Source organism: Clostridium fallax (assembly GCF_900129365.1).
Taxonomy (GTDB): domain Bacteria; phylum Bacillota; class Clostridia; order Clostridiales; family Clostridiaceae; genus Clostridium_AH; species Clostridium_AH fallax.
Window position 1 is genome coordinate 131,836 of the sequence record NZ_FQVM01000001.1, and the last position, 18,679, is coordinate 150,514.

General features: G+C 29.4%; 17 protein-coding genes and 1 riboswitch. Of the genes, 1 reads left to right on the forward strand and 16 read right to left on the reverse strand.

The annotated features are described in order from the left end of the window. Positions 1 to 34: 34 nt before the first annotated feature. The 13 genes from BUA70_RS00560 to BUA70_RS00630 form a co-directional block, all read right to left on the reverse strand. Positions 35 to 1,114: a BMP family lipoprotein gene (locus BUA70_RS00560; RefSeq protein WP_072892279.1), complete on the reverse strand. Its 1,080-nt coding sequence runs from the start codon at positions 1,112 to 1,114 to the stop codon at positions 35 to 37. Positions 1,115 to 1,646: 532 nt separating this feature from the next. Continuing rightward, entirely contained in the window at positions 1,647 to 2,801 is a 1,155-nt protein-coding gene (grdD, locus tag BUA70_RS00565; protein WP_072892280.1) for a glycine/sarcosine/betaine reductase complex component C subunit alpha, read from the reverse strand. Positions 2,802 to 2,814: 13 nt separating this feature from the next. Continuing rightward, positions 2,815 to 4,353, reverse strand: coding sequence for a glycine/sarcosine/betaine reductase complex component C subunit beta (gene grdC / locus BUA70_RS00570; RefSeq protein WP_072892281.1), 1,539 nt, complete (start codon positions 4,351 to 4,353; stop codon positions 2,815 to 2,817). Between the two features lie 62 nt (positions 4,354 to 4,415). Beyond that, a complete protein-coding gene (gene grdB / locus BUA70_RS00580; RefSeq protein ID WP_083573411.1) occupies positions 4,416 to 5,717 on the reverse strand; it encodes a glycine reductase complex selenoprotein B in 1,302 nt (433 codons plus the stop codon). 34 nt (positions 5,718 to 5,751) lie between these two features. Continuing rightward, positions 5,752 to 6,222: a glycine/sarcosine/betaine reductase complex selenoprotein A gene (grdA, locus tag BUA70_RS00585; protein ID WP_083573412.1), complete on the reverse strand. Its 471-nt coding sequence runs from the start codon at positions 6,220 to 6,222 to the stop codon at positions 5,752 to 5,754. 68 nt (positions 6,223 to 6,290) lie between these two features. Continuing rightward, positions 6,291 to 7,577, reverse strand: coding sequence for a glycine/sarcosine/betaine reductase component B subunit (locus BUA70_RS00595; RefSeq protein ID WP_072892286.1), 1,287 nt, complete (start codon positions 7,575 to 7,577; stop codon positions 6,291 to 6,293). Positions 7,578 to 7,650: 73 nt separating this feature from the next. After that, entirely contained in the window at positions 7,651 to 7,980 is a 330-nt protein-coding gene (gene trxA, locus BUA70_RS00600; protein ID WP_072892287.1) for a thioredoxin TrxA, read from the reverse strand. A 37-nt stretch (positions 7,981 to 8,017) separates the two neighbouring features. Beyond that, the gene (gene trxB, locus BUA70_RS00605; protein WP_072892288.1) at positions 8,018 to 8,935 is read right to left on the reverse strand and encodes a thioredoxin-disulfide reductase; all 918 of its coding nucleotides are present in this window, start codon (positions 8,933 to 8,935) and stop codon (positions 8,018 to 8,020) included. A gap of 30 nt (positions 8,936 to 8,965) precedes the next feature. Further along, on the reverse strand, positions 8,966 to 9,346 hold the full coding sequence (locus BUA70_RS00610) for a GrdX family protein (RefSeq protein WP_072892289.1): 381 nt from the start codon (positions 9,344 to 9,346) through the stop codon (positions 8,966 to 8,968). A 120-nt stretch (positions 9,347 to 9,466) separates the two neighbouring features. Then, positions 9,467 to 9,580: riboswitch (glycine riboswitch) on the reverse strand. Between the two features lie 137 nt (positions 9,581 to 9,717). Then, positions 9,718 to 10,557, reverse strand: coding sequence for a DegV family protein (locus tag BUA70_RS00615; RefSeq protein WP_072892290.1), 840 nt, complete (start codon positions 10,555 to 10,557; stop codon positions 9,718 to 9,720). A gap of 16 nt (positions 10,558 to 10,573) precedes the next feature. Beyond that, positions 10,574 to 11,035 carry a tRNA (cytidine(34)-2'-O)-methyltransferase gene (locus BUA70_RS00620; RefSeq protein ID WP_072892291.1) on the reverse strand — a complete coding sequence of 154 codons (462 nt, stop codon included), beginning with the start codon at positions 11,033 to 11,035 and terminating at the stop codon, positions 10,574 to 10,576. A gap of 257 nt (positions 11,036 to 11,292) precedes the next feature. Next, on the reverse strand, positions 11,293 to 12,129 hold the full coding sequence (locus BUA70_RS00625) for a Cof-type HAD-IIB family hydrolase (RefSeq protein ID WP_072892292.1): 837 nt from the start codon (positions 12,127 to 12,129) through the stop codon (positions 11,293 to 11,295). Positions 12,130 to 12,207: 78 nt separating this feature from the next. Then, on the reverse strand, positions 12,208 to 13,842 hold the full coding sequence (locus BUA70_RS00630) for a VanW family protein (protein ID WP_072892293.1): 1,635 nt from the start codon (positions 13,840 to 13,842) through the stop codon (positions 12,208 to 12,210). Between the two features lie 171 nt (positions 13,843 to 14,013). Between BUA70_RS00630 and BUA70_RS00635 the strand changes: the two genes are divergently transcribed. Then, positions 14,014 to 15,060: a M42 family metallopeptidase gene (locus BUA70_RS00635; protein ID WP_072892294.1), complete on the forward strand. Its 1,047-nt coding sequence runs from the start codon at positions 14,014 to 14,016 to the stop codon at positions 15,058 to 15,060. A 225-nt stretch (positions 15,061 to 15,285) separates the two neighbouring features. Here the strand turns inward: BUA70_RS00635 and BUA70_RS00640 are convergent, their stop codons facing one another. From BUA70_RS00640 to BUA70_RS00650, 3 genes are all read right to left on the reverse strand, one after another. Continuing rightward, positions 15,286 to 16,296: a glycoside hydrolase family 25 protein gene (locus BUA70_RS00640; protein WP_072892295.1), complete on the reverse strand. Its 1,011-nt coding sequence runs from the start codon at positions 16,294 to 16,296 to the stop codon at positions 15,286 to 15,288. Between the two features lie 64 nt (positions 16,297 to 16,360). Further along, positions 16,361 to 17,893: a sensor histidine kinase gene (locus BUA70_RS00645; RefSeq protein WP_083573413.1), complete on the reverse strand. Its 1,533-nt coding sequence runs from the start codon at positions 17,891 to 17,893 to the stop codon at positions 16,361 to 16,363. After that, positions 17,883 to 18,590 carry a response regulator transcription factor gene (locus tag BUA70_RS00650; protein WP_072892296.1) on the reverse strand — a complete coding sequence of 236 codons (708 nt, stop codon included), beginning with the start codon at positions 18,588 to 18,590 and terminating at the stop codon, positions 17,883 to 17,885. The genes BUA70_RS00645 and BUA70_RS00650 overlap by 11 nt, the downstream gene beginning before the upstream one ends. Positions 18,591 to 18,679 lie beyond the last annotated feature (89 nt).

Below are 18,679 nucleotides of genomic sequence, written 5' to 3' on the forward strand. Positions count from 1 at the left end.
CTAGATGAAATACCATCTAGCTTTTATATTTAAATTAAATTTGTGGTGCCTTAAATTCCTTAACTTCTTCAGGAGTATCTGGAACTTTTATTTTCCCGTCAATTATTGCTTGTTTATACTTTTCAGCTAGTTTAATCACATCTTCTGGAGTGTTATTTTTAGTTGTAAGAGCCATATCTACTCCGCCTTCTTTAAGTCCAAGAACCATCTCATTACCTTTTCCAGCCTTAAAAGTTCCTTCTATAACTTCTTTAGTTGCATCATAAGTTGCAACATCAACTTTTTTAATCATTGATGAAAGTATTACATCTTTATATTCTGGAACACTCTCTGCTTGATCTTGGTCAACTCCAATAGCCCAGTTTCCTGTTTCCTTTGCAGCTTTAAACATACCTAATCCAACTGCTCCTGCAGCATGGAAAATAACATCACAACCATCATTATATAAAGCCTTTGCTAATTCATAACCTTTGTTTGAATCTGTAAAGTTACCTGCATATTTAACTGTTGTGTCATTGATTAATCCCTCTGCTGCTGCTGGATTTACTGCCTTTACTCCTGCTGCATATCCTGCTTCAAATCTTTGAATAGTTGGTATATCCATTCCACCTATAAAACCTACTTTATTGGTTTTAGTCATACTACCTGCAATTACTCCCATTAAAAATGATCCTTCTTGCTCTTTAAATGTAAGAGATTTTATATTAGGTAAATCTGATACTTCATCTATTAAAGCAAAGTTTTTATCTGGCATATCCTTTGCAACCTTCTCGGCTGAGTCTTTCATCATAGCTCCAACTGCAAAAGTTATATCACAATCCTTCCCTAAATTCTTTAAATTAGGTTCATAATTTTCTTGTTGCTTTGATTGAAGTACTGTTGGTTTTATACCATACTCTTTTTGTATTTCTTGTAATCCCTCATAAGCTGAATCATTGAATGACTTATCACCTAAACCACCTTGGTCTGTAGCCATCCCAACTTTAATATCACTTGCCTTCTTATTACTGTCTTGCTTTTTATCCCCACTATCGCTGCTTCCTGTACATCCTGCAAACAATGTAGCAATAACTGCAACAGCTGATAATGCTGCTATAAGTCTTTTTTTATTCATGTAAGAATCCCCCTTAAAGATATTTAAAACATCTAGGATATATTTAATTGCCTAAAAGCAATATCCATCAAATTAAATTAATTAAACTTATAAATAGCAACATTTAATAACAATATCTTATTTTAAGACAACAGTTATATTTTTCTTCAGTTTTATGATATTGATTTATTAATTATTTGTAAAATATACGCTAAAAAGTAATTATTTTCTTAATAATTATAACATATATCAAATTTATTGCAATATATTGAATATTCTTATTTTTAAATAATTTTATATTTTTACCATTTTTTCATTATTTTACAGATATTTTTTTAAATTATATGTAATTTTTCTTTAAAATTTTTTAATCTTATAACAAAATTCTTCTTACTTTATATTAAAACCTTCATAATACTATGATTATTCCTATTATATTAATAAAAATACTAATATTGTTTAAGTCGAAAAAACACTTTATTTTGTTGTTAAAAAATAAAAAAACAGATGAATAATAATAATTCATCTGTCTTTTCTTAAAAGAAATATAAAATTATTTATAGCCTTCAGCTACTAATACTTTCATAGCTTCATCAATATCATCCTTAGAAACAAGTACTACAGGTCCTGTACATCCCATACCACTTTCAGAATAAATTGATTTCTTCCAAAGAGCCTTGCAAGCATCTTCAAGTTCTAATATATCTATACCTGCAATAGCCTCTGTTACCACTTTTTTAGGTGGCATTACTACCTCTTCATTATCTTTTTTCTTTTCAGTAGTAGCTTTTGCAATTATCTCTTCTAATTTAGCCTTTTTAGCTTTTTCAAATTCTATATTTGCTTTTTCTAAAACTTTATTTTGAGCACAGGTTGCACAATATCTTAAAGCTTCGCATATTAATGGAGCTCCGGATGCTCTTGAAACTATATTTACAAGATAATTATAATTTTCTCCTATACCAGGACCATATCCAGCTCCCATAGTTTCGTAATATCCACCAGTAGTAAATGATGAGAACATCTTTATTAATAAGTTTCCTGTTAAAGAATCACATATCATAACATCTGGTGTTCCTGCAAGTAAATCATTACCTCTCATAACAGCTCCACCATCTGCTCTTCCTGATTTTGCAAATTCTATATCATAACCATTATCTTTTAAATCATTTAAAAGATTTTCTACTTTTCTTGCACCTTCTATGTTAAGGATTCCAACCTTTGGATTTTCAATTCCTAAACTCTTTGCAACACTAATTCCACCAATAGTATTTAAAATCATACCTTCAACTCTATGTGGTGATGTAGTACCTGTTGTTGTTGCAATTAACATTTCTTTTCCTCTTCCAGGAGTTATAACCTTACCTATAGTTGAAACACCTATTGGAAAATCAAAATGTTGAGTTACACAACCACTTATATATCCACTTTCTAAAAGTTCAGTCATTTTTTTATGTCCTTCTTCAGGATCATTAGCTTCCACTACTTCAAAACCATCTATTTTATTTCCACCAATTAAAACTATATCAAAGTCTTTATATTTATCCCTTGCTAATTTAGCAGCTGTTACCATTTCTTCTAGACCATGCTCACTACCTAAAACAGTTAATCCAATTTTAACTTTGGGTCCAAAACTACCTGTAGCTATTCCATCAGCTATTTCATTGAATATCTCTCCGATAAGCTTTTTTGCATTATTATTTTCCATGATATCACGCTCCTTAATTTTCTTGCATTAAGTAAGCAGCAAAATCCTTCATAGCTTCTGCTACCATGGTCTTAACTTCTTCCTTAGTAACTTGACTTCCTTCATTTTTTAGACCTTCATTCTTCTCTACAACAATTGATACCCCATCAAATAGATTGGTCATTCTTCCTAAGAATAAGCTACCTTTACCTATTATCATGAAGTTATTTAATTCTCCACTTAATATCTTATCTCTTCCATGTCCAATTATTGGAACACCTGATGGAATATGTCCTTGTGTTGGTGCAAATCCTGGATATCCTTTTTCTTTTACAAAGCTAGGTAATCCTTTTCTATCTAATTGACCTTTTTTAACTGCTAATGCACCTATCATTTTATAGTTTTGAGTTGGAACATCTCCAGCACCAGCTGGTTCAGTTATATCTGGAGTTTGCATTTCTGGAGCGAACTTATCTATATCAGTTATTTTAAGTCCAGCACCATCTAATGGTTCTAAAACTAAAGCCTCTAATACAGCTTGTGGTGAAGCTCCATGTCCTATGGTATGTCTTCCTATTATATCTGTTCTAAGAACTGGATTTACTCCATCATTTTCACTTACTAAAACTGCAAATCCACCTATACAATCTTCTAATATTTTAATTCCTTTTTTAATGTGATCTTTACCATTCATTCCTAATTTTGCTGTACATCCACCAGCAACTACTGCTACATTTTTATATATACCTGATTTTACAAGAGCTGAAGCTGCTATTAACGCATGGCTTGGACCTGCACAGAATCCTCTCATATCTGTTCCTGTAGCATTCTTACAGCCTACTACTTCACCAACAGCTTTAGCAACATTACCTCCACCTCTTTGGTTCATATCTCCAATAGCTTCTTCTGAACATTCAATTATATATTCAATGTCATCTGGATTTGCTCCATTACCATCACATAGATGCATTAAAGCTAATGCTCCAGATGCTTTAACTACTAAGTTTTCTAATAATGTATGTGCATCAAGATTTTTATCAAATTCATGAGCTCTCTTAACGCAGCCTACTAATTTTCCATCTATATATAATCCTTCTGCAGTATGAGCCTCCACTAATTTTTCTATTTCTGCAATATCATCGCCTTCTTTAAGAAGATCTACTTTGTCCTTTAACATTGGATGATTAGAAAGTTTTGCTTTTATTTCTTCTACAAAAGATTTTTCTAATTTGATTAAATCAAAAGAATCTGATAACTTCATTAATCCATAGAATTCATCCTCCGGCATTATTTCGCCATATTTACCATACCTATTAGCTCCTTCTACTGGCTCATTATACCAAGGTCTCTTTCTTTCTGCTAATTGATCTGGAGTCATGTTTCCTATATATGTTTGGTTAGGAGCATACTCTACAACCTCTTTAAAAGTTCTTAAATGATTTTTAATTTCTTTTAAGTATTCTGAATCAGGGTTTGATTCCCTTTCTACAGTTTGAGTTGTACCATTATGAATAACCATATCTGGTGTATCAACTAAAATATAAGAACCTTTTTTTATTACTGGAAAATCCATTCTCATTCCCCCCTATATTTTTAAAAAAGGTGCCAGGAACCTCTCCTGGCACCTTCAAAATTTTACTCAAATAATGTTTGATCTTCTATCTCTGTTTGAAGTGCTTCTAAAGCCTTTTCTGTTAATTTATATCTTAACTCATACTCATCTTCCTTTGATAATGCTGGGTTACCAAGTGGATGAGGTATTGCTATTGTTGGAACTATTCTGTTAGCTCCAACAGTAAGTGAAATAGGAGTTACTGTACACATATGAACTACAGGTAATCCTGTTCTTTCAATTTCTTTAACAAGTGTTGCACCGCAACGTGTACAAGTTCCTCAAGTAGACGTTAATATAACTGCGTCCACTCCAGCATCAACTAACTTTTTACCTATTTCCTCACCAAATTTTTTTGATGATGCAACAGCTGTACCATTACCTACTGTTGAATAAAAATATCTATAAAGTGAACCTATTTTACCCTGTTTTTCCATGTCTCTTAAGACATCTACTGGAATTACTCTATCTGCATCTTGATTTGCATAAGTTGGATCATATCCACCATGAGCTGTTTCATAAGTTTCTTCTGTTAAATCATATACGCCTTCAATATCATATTCTCCATATTTTGAAGCTGATGATGATTCTATATGATCTGGGTTACCCTTTGGTACTATACCACCAGATGTAACTATTGCTATTTTAGCTTTAGTTATATCTTTAATAGCTGCACTTGGATCTACCCTATCAAAGTTTGGCATCTTAAACTCTGTTTGGAATTCTTCGCCATTTATCTTTTTAACAAGCATTTCAACAGCTCTCTTTGATCCTCTTTCCTTTGCAAAGTAATTTTTTCTTATTCCTCTTTCAATATAACCTTCTTCAGCTGGAGTTCCTATTTCTTCTCCCTTAGCTATGTTTAATGCAAGCTTAGCCATCTTAGGAAGAGCCTGTCTCATACCAACTGCACTATTTTTTGTTTCAACAATATATAAATATTTTTTGAACATATCTGCTCCAGGATTTTCTGGATACATTGCTGTCATTACCGGAATTCCTAATTTATCTTGTACTTCTTTACAAATACTACCACAAGCAACTCCATATCTACCAGCATTGAAAGCAGGTCCTGCTATAAATAAGTCTGCATCACATTTTTTAACCATATCTATGATTTCAGCCTTAGCTTCATCCATATTTTCATTAAAATATGAGTCACCACAAATAATCGTATTTACTATTTGAGCTTCTCCTTTAAATTGACCATTTAATCCCATTCCTGGGCCTACAAAACCTTCTCTTAGTTCTGGTTTATATTCTGCCTTCTCTTCGCCACCAATACCAGCATAGAATTGGTTTATATAGTGAACCACTCTAATCATTCATCTTCCCCCCTTGGTGATTATCACAATCTAATTATTTATTATATTGTGAAAATTCATCTCTTACTGTTTTAACTTCCTCACGAATTGCATCTACATCTAGAACCATTTCCATCATTCCACATTGTTCATCATAAACAGCTGCATCGCATTCATCTTTGATTTCTGGTTCTATAATATGATAAACACCTAATCCTAATGCAATTCCTGCTAAAGGACCTGCAAAAGTTGGGTCTCCTGCACAAACTGTTTCAGCTGAAAGTCCTGCTGATTCGGCCTCTGCTCCACCTAATATAACAATTACATTTTCTGCACCATATTTTTCAGTTAAATCTTTTACTCTTTGTTGGATCTCCAGATCCATAGCTCCTGCGGCTGTTCAAACAAAGCATTCTGTTGATGCAAAAATTACTTCAGCTCCAGCACTTTTAACACATTCTTCTATAGCTGGACCTGGAATACCATCTCTATCTCCAATAGCTATAATTTTTTTTCCTTCTAGCATTTTTCAATCTCCTTTCAATAAAAACAAATCTCAGTTAAATAAAATCATTTTTCATACTGTTTTATAAATTAATATCCTTTAGCTGATAAGTAGTTAAATCCAACTTCTGAAGTTGCTCCAGTAATAACTTGAATTTCTGCATTAATTGAGCCATCTTCTCTTAAACTTCCTACATAACCACCTGCTATGATGTTAGCAGCTTCTGGATGTCCTATTACTTTTTTCATTGGAGGTAATGTTATAACTTGGTTTGCATTTCCTCCTGTTACAACAGCATCACCCTTTGGAGTTGAGTCTGCTAAAGATTGTGATGAACCATCTTGTCCTGCATACTCATCTGTAACTAATACAGTTTTAACTCCCTTGTCTGTAATCTTATTACAGTTCATAACTAGGTCAGCATCTGGGTTACCAAATCCCTCTTCAGAAATTATAACTGCATCTGCTCCTAAGAACTCAACTAGTTTAGCTGTCATATCTGAACTTCTTTGCTTGTCTGCTAAATAAACATTTTCGTTTGTTATAACACAACCTAAGAAGTTTATATCTTTACCATGTCTTTCATATAAATCTTCAATAATTGGATGATTTAAATGAACATAACTTGGGTTTTTATCGCAAGCAGAAACACAGTTACCACTTACTATTGCTCCATCAAACACCTCTGTTGGGTAAATGAATGTTGGTATTATCTTTTTAGCATCTACTCCATATACATAAGTATCATGAAGTAATCCTTGAGTTTGTAGCATATATACATATACTACCTTTGGTAAATTTGGGTATTCTGCAACTTGCTCTAATAATGGCTTAGTTTCAAATGTTTTTATTTCATCTGGTTCTAGATCTTTAGCACATTTTCCTAAATAAGTTGCTGTTCTTAAGCCTATCATTCTTAAAGTTTCTTCATGATGGTGTTTTTCTAAACCATCAGTAACTTCACAAATTGCAACTAAGTTTACTGTCTTTGAAAATGGTGTATATTTTGCACCTTCTCCAGACATATCAATTATACCTTCTTGGAATCCAACTACGCTTCCTGTTGTTACAACAGCAGCACCCTTTAATACGTTTGTTCTTCCTGAACCTACAGTATCTACTTTGCTAATGAATCCTGGGAATATTCCCCCATTTCCACTAACCTTTACTCTTGGTTCTATTACGTCTTTTACAGGTATAATTCTTGTTTCATCACCTGGTCTTACAATATCATAATCAAGTGATTTAATTCTTTCATCTACATTAACTTCTTCTAGTAATTCTTTCTTATTTACATAAAGAACACCTTCTTTAACCTCTGTCTTCTCTCCAAATTGAATGTCCTTAATGAAAATATTACCTAATTCTAGACGCATTTTTTCACCCCCATATAATTTCTCAACTTATAAATTTATTGTAAAATTAAATTGTTAACTGCAAATTAAATAATTATAAAGTTTCATAGTATGATTTTATAAAGTTTTCTACATCATCTAATGAACTTATTTTATCTGGAGTAATAGTTTGTACTTTTTCTCCTCCATTGTAAATAATCATTGTAGGTAAACCTAAAACTTTTTGAGCTATAGCAAGTCTTCTAGCTGATGATATATTTAAGCTTGAAAACTTAATTTTGTCACCATACTTGTCTTCTAATCCATGAACTCCTGGCATTAATTCTTTACAAATTTCACATTTGTCTCCCCAGAAATCAACAAATACTGGTTTTTCTGATTTAATTACCTCTTGTTCAAAATTTTCTTTATTTAATTCTATCATGTTAAAATCTCCCTTCTATACTAATATGTTTTATTTTTTATTCACTTAAGTATGCTTCAGCAGCTGTAGCAGCTTGTGCTCCATCAGATGCAGCAGTAACTACTTGTCTTAATGTTTTTTTTCTAACATCACCGGCTGCAAATACTCCTGGAATATTTGTTCTCATATCTTCGTCAGTTACTATATCTCCTCTTTCAGTCATATCTATTTTTCCTTTAAATAATTCTGAAATTGGAAGGTATCCAACAAAAACGAAGCAACCATTTACTTCTAATTCACTTAATTCATTTGTTTTAACATTTTTTATAATTAATTTTTCTAAGATTTCATCTCCTACAGCTTCTTCTACTACAGAATCTAATATTAATTTAATCTTAGGATTTTCTTTTACTCTTTCTACTAATGATTTAGCACCTCTAAATTCATCTCTTCTATGAATTATAGTTACACTTTCACCGAATTTAGTTAGATATAAAGCTTCTGTTAATGCTGAATCTCCACCACCTACTACAGCAATGTCTAAATCAGTAAAGAAATCTGCATCACAAGTAGCACAATATGAAATTCCTTTTCCTCTTAATTCAATTTCATTCTTAAATCCGCCTAATCTTGGATATGCACCAGTAGCTATAATTACAGTTTTAGCTTGATACTCTCCCTTTTTGCCCTTAATTGTCTTTATTTCTCCTTCTAATTGGACATCTGTTATTTCATCTTTTTCAAATTTAGTACCAAAATCTTCTGCTTGTTCCTTCATTCTTGCTATTAATGCTGGTCCTGTACAATCAGTTATTGATCCTGGATAATTTTCTAAATCTGCTGTTGTTGCAACTTGTCCACCAAATTTAGCTCTTTCAATTAATAGAGTATCTAATTTTCCTCTTGATGCATATAGTGCTGCTGAAAGGCCAGCAGGACCTCCACCAATTATAACGGTATCGTATACATGACTCATATCCAATCCCCCTTATATCCTTTTATACTTTTATTTATTTATGACGTTATTAATAAGGTCATAATCAATAATCATAAAATCTTTTTTTATCCTTTCATTCCAATCTGGACAATTAAACATCTTCATAAACTTTAATAATGAAGCTATAGAATCTTCAATTATTTGTAATGATTCAAAGTCTACATTTTCATTTTTCTTATTTGATATTAAAATAGTCCTATATGGAGTTTCATTAGGTTTTACACTACTCATTAAAGGATGAGTTAGTAAAGTATGTCCTTTATGTACATAGTCCCTAACCCTTTTAAATACTTCCTCAACATCTCCGTCAATATATTCCAATTCAAAATATTCTGGAATTTTTTCTTTCGTCATAGGATTATTAGTTATTACTTTAACATCACTTAACATGTTTACCTCTCCTTTTAATAATAAAAAAAGGACAAAAATAAATAGCATAATTGTAGCCATTTACTCTGTCCTTAATACCTGAGAGATTTACTCCTTCGGTGCTTTCGCTTTCCAGAGGTGTGTCATTAATAGGTTCTTTCGCCTGAGAAATTCGCAATGAAAGGCATTCTTCATTGTTTATACCTTCGGCCATCATAAAAAAACACTTTTATAATAGTCTCCCTATTAAATCATCCACATTTATTATCTTTGATTTTATTATATCAAATTAATATAACAAAATCTATATTTTTACAATAATAGTTAATTTTAAATTTATAATATCATTTATAAGATTTTTCAATAGAGATTTATATACTTCTTATTAATAATTAATGATTGCTGATAAAAAATAATCCACAGGCTTTTGGTCCTGAATGTACCCCTACAGTACATCCTACCTCTGCATCTATATATTTAATGTTGTTATTTTCTAAATATTCCTTTAAAGGTTCATATATATCTTTATTTTCAATATGAAGAAGAACTACAGCTTCATCCTCTTTATGTCCCATTTTCTCAAAGTTTTCAATTATTTCCTTGACAGCTTTTTTACTACCTCTAACTTTTTCCTTAACTGCCATCTGTCCATCTTTAACTTCTAATATTAATCTAATTCCTAAAACACTTCCAATAACTCCAACAGTTTTTGAAAGTCTTCCACCTCTGATTAAGTGTTCTAAACTCTCAAAGCCTAAAGCACTTTTTACATAAGGTATAGATTCTAATATTTGTTTTTCTATTTCTTTTATAGATAATCCTTCATCTCTAAGTTTAATTGCCTTTAATACTAAAACTCCCAATCCTGAAGTTACATTTTGAGAATCTATTACTACAATATCTTCACTTTCCACCATTTTCTTTGCAATACATGCTGATTGATAAGTTCCACTCATCTTTGATGAAAGTGTTAAAACCAATATCTTATATCCCTCTTTTAAATATTTATCATAGCATTCACAGAATCTATTAGGAATTATTTGAGCCGTATTTGGTAACATATCTAGCTCTTGTACTTTATCTAACATTTCCTTTGTTGTAATATCTACTCCATCTAAATAACTTTCCTCCCCAAAATTAATTAGAAGTGGTAGTACCTCAACATCATGCTTTTTTAATATTTCCATAGGGATATCCACAGTACTATCTGTTACTATTTTTATTTTTTCCATAAGCCTACGTTCCCCTTTACTTCATATTTGGAAATCCTATTTGTCTTAATGCCTCATAAGCTACTATTGCAACTGTATTAGAAAGATTCAATGATCTTGTACTTGAACTTATCATAGGTATTCTAATTCCTTTTAAGTCTTTATGAACTGATTCTGGAACTCCTGCTGACTCTCTTCCAAACATTATAAAGTCGCCTTCTTTAAACTCAACTTCATCATAATATTTTTCAGCATGGGTTGATGATAAAAATATTCTTTTATCTCCATACTTTTTTATAAAGTCTTCATAGCTTTCATGAATTTCAATATCAAGATACTTCCAGTAATCTAAACCTGCTCTCTTTAAGTGTTTTTCATCAAGACTAAACCCTAAAGGTTTTATTAAATGTAGTTTACTATTTGTTAATACACAAGTTCTCGCTATATTTCCTGTATTTTGTGGTATTTCTGGTTGATATAAAACTATATTAATATTCACTTTTATTTTCCTCCGAAGCAAAGTAAAAAAATTAAGAAGGTGATTCATTTTAAATCACCTTTCTTTTTATATTACAATAATTTAATTTTTTAGTCAAAATCTTTAATGAAAGTATTTATAATTTTTAACATATTTTGTCATTTTTTTCATTGTGTTATATACTTTTAAATTTATATAACTATATTTACCTACATACTTAAGGTTTTTCTATTATTATAAAAATATTTAAATAATAAGTATAATGTTTGTAATTAATATTAGCTATTTAAAATAAACTTTTCAATTACCTTTGATACTCCATTTCTATTATTAGAATCTGTTATATAATCTGCTTTCTCCTTAAGCTCTTTTATTCCATTTCCCATAGCTACTCCAAGTCCTGCATATTCTATCATTGAAATATCATTTTCATTATCACCAATTGCAATTACTTCTTCTCTTTTTATTCCATAATATTCTGCTAAATATTTTACAGCCTTCCCCTTTGATATCCCTTTTTTATTTACTTCCAAATTATACCATCCAGAGCTTAAAACTTCTAAGTCATTAAGTTTTTCTAGATCCTTTCTTACTTTTTTTAATTTACTTTTATTTAAATCAACTATTATTGCTTTAATAATATCATCTTTATATTTTGTAAAAATTTCTTCCCATTGTTTTTTTGAATTTACTTTTACTATTTTTACTTTTCTATTTCGTGGTTTTCCAAAGGTCATAACTAATCTAAATAGTAAACTTTGAAGAAAGCTATTGTTAAATATATAATTTGCAGTATGAAAATGTATGCTTACTTTATTTTTCAAAGCTATTTCTAGTATATTTTTACATATATCTTCTGATATTTGATTTTTATAAATAACTTTATCATTATCTTTTTCCTTTATTATTCCACCATTAGCAGCGATAACTGCTGATTTAGCTCCTATTAAATCTGAATAATATGCTGCATTATTAAAAATTCTTCCTGTAGTTATAACTATTTTTACTCCTTTATCAAAAGCTTTTTTTAAGGCAACTTTATTTCCTTTTGAAACTCTCTTACTGCTATTAAGCAAAGTTCCATCTATATCTATACAGACTAGTTTATATTTCATATAGAATCTCCTTTCTTAAATTATAATAAATAGACTATCTTAAAATTTAAGATAGTCTATTTATTAATTGTCATTTAATTACTTTTTATCTTTTTGTTTAGGATTTTGATTATTACCAACACTTGGCTGTTGTTGATTTTCATTGTTTCCTTGAGTTTTATCTCCACCCTGATCATTATTAGAAGGTGGATTATTTGGTTTTTGATTATTTTCGTTATTGTTTTGTCCTTGATTTTGATCAACTGGCTGCTGTGGTGCTTGTGGTTGTTCTGGAGTTTGTGGTTGTTCTGGAGCTTGTGGCTGTTCTACTGGTGGTGCTTGTGGTTCTTCTTTCTTGGCTCCAACAAGCTTAACTCCATCTACCTTTCTATATATATCGGTAGCTATTGGCTCTTTAGATATCTCATTACCATTTTCATAAGTAATTAAATAAGATTGAGCTTTATATCCTTTAACCGGTGTTTTATCCCACTTCCATTGACCTTCCTTTAAACTTTGATCTGAAACTTCTTTTACAGCCGGTTCATAAGTTTCAACTACATTTCCAACAAGCTCATATGTCTTATCACCTTTATCATTTTTATTTCCATATATATTAAATATTATATTTTTATCTCCAGTTATTATCCCCTCTATATAAATTGGAGATTCATAAGGATTTTTAAATTTATAATCTAAAGATCCCCAAGCAACTGTTGCATCTAATCCTAAAGGTGAATAACTAGTAGGCATTGAATGGTTATGTCTTTCAGTGGATCTAATTCCAGCTCTCATTGCAGCTCTATATAAAGCAGTAGAAACTTGACATATTCCTCCACCTAATCCATCTTGTACTTCATCATTTACAAATATAGCAGCATCCTTAAATCCTCTTTCTCTAGTTCTTTCTCCGACTGTATCGTTATAACTAAATTCCTCACCAGGCATTAAAATGGTTCCATTAACTGCATTGGTAGCTAAAGAAATATTTTTTGATCTTCCTGGATTTGAAGAAGAGAAATCCGATTTAAAAGTACCTAAAACAGAATTTATATCTTTTAATTTATCTTTAGTAACTTTAGGTTCTATATCCTGAACAGCTATCTCTACTTCATTATTGTTATTTAAATCTCCATTTATATTTTCCTTTATAGCTTTAGTTAATTCTTCTTCATTTATTTTCTTTCCTGCTTGTCCATCAACAATAGAAACTGTTCCATTATCTACTGTAACTTTAGCATTTACTGGTTCCTTATTTACAGATTTTTTTATAGTATCTTCAAAGTTACTTATTTTACTATCATCATAGCTAAAGACTAAATCTATATTTTCATTGCAACCATTTTTTATTAAATTGTTTTCTTTAAATATACTTCCACTTTTACCTATTTTTAAAGCTTTATTTGCTGTTTCTTCAACATTTAATTTAGGATTTAAATCCTCATATTTAAGTTGAAATTTTTGATCTTCTACTTTAATAGTTAAGACCTTGTTTTGAACTGGATTATTAAAAGACTCCTGTAAAATCTTCATAGCTTCATCTTTTGTTTTTCCAGATAAATCTATACCATGAACTTTAACTCCTGGATAAACCTTGTTCCCCCAAAGACTTACTGTTTTTTTTGCTGAGGTTATATAAATACCTGAAAAAACAGCTATAGCAATTATAACTGCAGAAGTTCCAAGAATTATAGCTTTAGTCTTTTTATTTAACATTTTACTATTTTCCTTCATTTATTAAATTCCCCTCTCTTAACACTGCAAATTAATTATACTACATTAATATATAGATATAAATAAATTAAAATTTTAATTTATTTAATAAATGTTTCCTAACCCAACTATTTATTTAAACCCAATTATGTTAAAATTAGTATATAAATATAATGATTTTGGGGTGATAAAATGAATTATGATTTAAAAAAAATCGAAAAATACCTTAAAGATATTTTAACTATTCCTAGTGTTACAGGTTCTACTGAAAAAATAACTAAATATATACTATCAGAGTTAGATAAAAAAAAGGTTACATATTCATTAACAAATAAAGGAAATATATTAGTAACCTTACCTGGTGAAAATTCTAACTGCAATTATGAAAGAGTTTTTTCAGGACACGTTGATACCTTAGGTGCTATGGTAAAAGAAATTAAACCTTCTGGCACATTAGCATTAACACCTGTAGGCGGATTTATGATGAACTCTATAGAAGGTGAAAACTGTATTGTTGAAACATTAGATGAAAAAACTTATACTGGAACAATTCAAACTATAAAACCATCTGTACACATTAGTGGCGATGATGCAAAAACATTAAAAAGAGATCCTGAAAATATGGAAGTTGTTTTAGATGAAAAGGTATTCTCTAAAGAAGATGTTGAGAAGTTAGGTGTTAATGTAGGTGATTTTATATCCTTTGATACAAGGACATTAATTACAGAAAAAGGATTTGTTAAATCAAGACACTTAGATGATAAAGCTAGCGTTTCTGTTTTATTAGGATTTATAGATTACGTTGTAACTAATAACATTAAACTTCCTTATACAACTCATATCTATATAACTACTTACGAGGAAGTTGGACATGGTGCTAAAGCTTCTATTCCTGTTAATACAAAAGAATTTATTGCTGTAGATATGGGAGCCCCTGGTCCTGGACAAAATTCTTCTGAATACGCTGTTTGTATATGTGCTAAAGATTCATCTGGTCCATATGACCTATCTCTTAGAAAAAAACTAATAAATTTATGTAAAGAAAAAGATATTAATTATAGAATAGATATTTATCCTCATTACGGTTCTGATGCTTCTGCAGCCTTAGCTGCCGGTTGGGATTTAAAAACTGCATTAATTGGACCTGGAGTTTTTGCTTCTCATGCTTATGAGAGAACACATTTAGATGCTTTAGAAGCTACATTTAAATTAGTTTCAGAATATGCTCAATGTAAATAATAATAAAAAATGTGATATGACTTACAAAGCCATATCACATTTTTTATTATTATAAACTCTTCTTATAAATTACAAGATATTATTTTGTCTTTTAGGATTACTATTAAAATATACTATACAAAAAAATATTTTTATTATCTAACATTAAACTAATTATTATTTATTATATATAATAATTTAAAAATTTAAATAAATTCTACTAAATATATTTAACCCTTATTTTAGCTAAGTTCTAATTATTATATCACCTTTAATATAAAATTTATCTTCTTCTAATATAGGCTCTCCTCTACTTTGAGTTAAAGTAACTTTTGATCTATTTTTAGAAAATTCTCCTGAACTATCAAAAGCTTCAACACCTATTTCTATAGGTCTATTTATTGGAACAGAAATTGTACTTCTTGGTATTCTATAATAATTAACTCCTTTACCTAATGTTTTTATATAATTAGAATTTACATATATATTATATCCCATTAAATCCTTATCTCTATTTGCATTCCATGTTACATAAATATAATTTTTATCCATACTAGCAGATAAGCCGCTAACATTTGAAGGTGGTTTTAATTCATCTATACTATTTGGTCCCCAGTTTAAATCTACAGGTGGATCTACACCTTTAATATTTCCTTGTTCTGTAAATTGCCAAATAGTCCATCTTTTCCATCCACCTATATCTGGTGGGTATGGAGGATTACCTGGTATCTCTTTATACATAGCAATCCATAAAGGCATATTACTAAGTGGATAAGAATTATTTACTTTAAAATCATCATAGATTTTAATAAAAAATAATCCTGTATAAAGCATTAATCTTCTTCTTGTCTTTTGTTCAAATCTTTTTCTAAATCTATCTATCCATCTTACTAATTCTGCTGTAGTTATAGTTTTCTCTATAGGTGATTCTATATCTAAAGTAGGAAATATATCTCCATAGTCTCCCTGTCCAAATCCTTGCTGAAGTACATTTATAAAATCATCACATTGAGAATCCGCTGTACTTAAATCACTAGAAGGTACACCAAAATGATATGCCCCAACTGGAATACCATAGTTTCTACAGCCTCTAGCGTATTCAATAAATTTTTTATCCACTCTAAAACTCCCAGTACCAGAGCCGGATGATCTTAAGTAAATAAAGTCTACAGTGCTAGCTAAAACCCTAAAATCCACATTTTCTTTAAATTCATTTAAATCAGGACCAAAAGTACTTGAAGAGGTTTTATTTTGCATAAGTCCTCCATAATATAGTAATCTATTAATAGAATATTATATTCTTTGTAATTTGTTCCTTATTTTATTTCTTTTTTAATTTTACAAAAAATGAAATTGTATTTTCATGACATTCACCCCATATAGTACCACCATGAAGTTCTACAATATTTTTACATATTGCTAATCCTAAGCCTGTGCCCTGTGATTTTTGAGAACTTCTTGATTCATCCATCCTATAAAATCTATCAAAAAGCTTAGACATTTTTTCATTAGGAATATTATCTCCTTGGTTTTCCACTATAATTGTTATGAAGTCTTCTTCATTAACTAAAGAAATCTTTATTTCACTTGGTCTATATGCATACTTTATTGCATTTCCTAACAAATTTTCAAAAACTCTTAACATTTTTGAAGAGTCTAAATTTATTTCTATTTTATCTGTAGGAATATCTGTAGCTATACTTAAACTATTTTCATCAAAAACTGGCATAAGTTCTTCTATTAATTGATATAAAAATTCTCCTATATCTATATAAGATTTTTTTAAAATTATATTTCCATTAGAAAGTTTAGTATACTCAAATAAATCATCTATTAAACTTTTAAGTTTTTCTGACTTATTAAAGGCTATATTTAAATATTCTTTCATCTGCTCTTCACTTTCATATTTTCCTTCTTTAACCAGGCCTATATAACCCATAATTGAAGTTAATGGGGTTCTTAAATCATGTGATACATTAGTTATAAGCTCATTTTTTGTTCTTTCTGATTTTCTTTCTGCTTCGATTTTATTATTTATCTCCCATGCCATAAAATTAATATTTCCAGCCAAGTTTTTAAGTTCATCCTTTCCCTTTTCTGCTATTCTAAAAGATAAATCTCCTGATGCTATTCTTCTTAATCCATTAGATATAGTCTCTAAATATTTCATTTTTTGATTTGTTATATATAAAAAACTTACTATAAATATAAATATTGAAAAAAGAATTGCTAAAAATGAATTGTGAGTAGTAAATTGTTGATTTACTATCATTGATTTTGGTGTATCTAATATAAATAAATAACTTAATTTATCGCTTAAGTTCACAGGGAAAAAGTATATTATTTCCCTTCCTTCCTCTTCATTCATTCTATTATTATTCATATCTTCTATTATTTCGATAGAGTTTTCTATCATTGCTTGTAAATCTACTTTTCCTTGAATAAAATTATCTGTTTTATAAATAACATTACCATCTAAATCTGTAATAAATACTTTAGCTTTAGTATCTTTATTATATATACTTTTAACTATATCATTAAAGTTATTTATATTATTTATATTTATTTTTCCTTCTTTATTTTTAAGTCTATTTAACAACTCTGTCTTTCTCTCATTTGCTCCATAATAATCATATTTTATTTTTGAGTAGGAATGAGTCTTTGTTAAAGAACTATTTGATATTCCATAAGCCATTAACGCTATAACAAAACATATTCCAAAAACCACCACAAGTTCAAACCTTATACTTTTCTCCATTTTACTTAAAAATAATTTCCATAATGATTTTATAGGCCTAAATAGTTTCATATTACCTATTTTTTTTAAAGCCCTTATTAAAAAATTATTTTTCAATTTTATAACCAACTCCCCACACTGTTTTTATATATTTAGGCTTTCTTGGATTATCCTCTATCTTTTCTCTAATTTTTCTTATATGAACCATTACAGTATTATCTGAATGAATAAAAGATTCTCCCCATACACTTTCATAAATATTTTCTATAGAAAATACCTTTCCTTTATTTTTTGCTAATAATACTAATATATCAAACTCTATAGGAGTTAATTTGATTTCATTATCATTTAAAAATACTTGATGATTATCAATATCAATTTTCAACTCTTCTATTTCCATTACATTATTACTTATATTTTTAATATTTTTACAGTTGTTATTTAATTTTAAATATCTTCTAAGTTGAGATTTAACTCTAGCAATAAGTTCTAATGGATTAAATGGTTTAGTTAAATAATCATCTGCTCCTGTTGTAAGTCCTAAAATTTTATCCATATCCTCACTTTTTGCTGAAAGCATAATAATTGGAGTATTTTTTTCTTCCCTTATTTTCATACAAGCATCAATACCATTTAAATTTGGCATCATAATATCTAGTATTATTAAATCTACATTATTATCTTCTAGTAATTTTAAAGCTTCTACTCCATCACAAGCTTTTAAAGTTTTATATCCTTCATTTTTCAAGTAAATTTCTATTAAATCTCTTATTTCTTTCTCATCATCTACTATAAGTATATTTTCCTTTTCCAAAACCTTCCCTCATTTCTAAAATAATTAAATATAAGTTTTAAAACCTCTCTACTTAAACTATTACCATAATTTTAATATATTGTCATTAA